This window comes from Vibrio sp. Isolate22, assembly GCF_022398115.1.
In the GTDB taxonomy this organism is placed as follows: Bacteria; Pseudomonadota; Gammaproteobacteria; order Enterobacterales; family Vibrionaceae; genus Vibrio.
Window position 1 is genome coordinate 1 of the sequence record NZ_JAKEUW010000143.1, and the last position, 1193, is coordinate 1193.

1 tRNA gene, 1 rRNA gene and 1 pseudogene are annotated in these 1193 nt (G+C 43.5%); all 3 read right to left on the reverse strand.

Going from position 1 to position 1193, the window contains the following annotated elements:
• Positions 1-214: pseudogene (locus L1D55_RS27310) on the reverse strand (helix-turn-helix domain-containing protein); the annotation flags it as partial.
• Positions 215-962: 748 nt separating this feature from the next.
• Positions 963-1039: transfer RNA gene (locus L1D55_RS27315), tRNA-Asp, on the reverse strand.
• Between the two features lie 45 nt (positions 1040-1084).
• Positions 1085-1193: ribosomal RNA gene (gene rrf / locus L1D55_RS27320) — 5S ribosomal RNA — on the reverse strand; the annotation flags it as partial.

A 1193-nucleotide genomic window follows, 5' to 3' on the forward strand; every position in this document is an offset into this window, starting at 1 on the left:
CAATGCTTTTCGTTTTGTCTGAGCAGTAGCCGCATGGTGTAGCCGCATGGTTAGTTGGCAAAAATGAATCAGTACCATGAATGGCAAAGACTTGAGCCCAATACCGTATCTGTCTTGAAGAAATTGAATATTGTTTTGCTAAGTAGAGAGATGACGTGCCATCTAAGTATTGCTTAGCAATGATACATTTTAGCTCTCGGCTATATTTGGACATAAAAAGACCCCCAATAATTGGTGTCCAACTATTGGGGGTCAGTTCACCAGCATCGGCTTCTTTGTATCTATAAACTCCCTCTCAACAAGCCCAGCCTCCAACAATCTCACACCACAGAGCAAAGTCATCTAGACCCATCGCTTAATCAAAATTAACCAGCATTAAGAAATAACACTTAAAACGTGTTCCTATAGCGCTTAGTGAAGCTTTAGTGCCAATTCTAACCAGTAAGCCAAGATAAGAAGCAAAACCTTTAGAGATGATTAGAGGGAGTAAATTTCCACAATAGACTACTAGCCACACCTGCCATTTTAGGAGAGATCGAATAGCGACTAACCTCAGAACCATCTATTACCAGGACGATAAGATTCTAGTCGTAAGGGTTAGGCTTATGTTCAATTGTGTAATGAACAGGGAATCGGGCTGAGCCTTTGCCGAATGCTTTCGACTGCAGCACTAGACACTATGTTCAGGTACAGGAAAGACACGCTATATCTCGCAAAGCTTCTGAATCAAAGTAGTAACGGCGAGGTTATAAGCGAGGGGAGACAGTTAGACAAAGACTAAATGACCTGTATCTAGAAACGACGAAAGCCTAGTCGTAAGACTAGGCTTTCTAAAAGGTGTGATGTAGTGAGTTATCATTCTACCTATTCACCAATCAATTACTGAACATAGCCTAATACAACATACATTTTTGATAGATGTAAAAAAGCCCTGCTATTTCTAGCAGGGCTTTCTATATAAGTGGCGGAGTGGACGGGACTCGAACCCGCGACCCCCGGCGTGACAGGCCGGTATTCTAACCAACTGAACTACCACTCCGCAGTGGACTACTTGTCGTCGCTGACAAGTCGTTCATAATTTAAAGCCTGGCGATGTCCTACTCTCACATGGGGAAGCCCCACACTACCATCGGCGCTATTGTGTTTCACTTCTGAGTTCGGCATGGAATCAGGTGGGTCCACAATGCTATGGT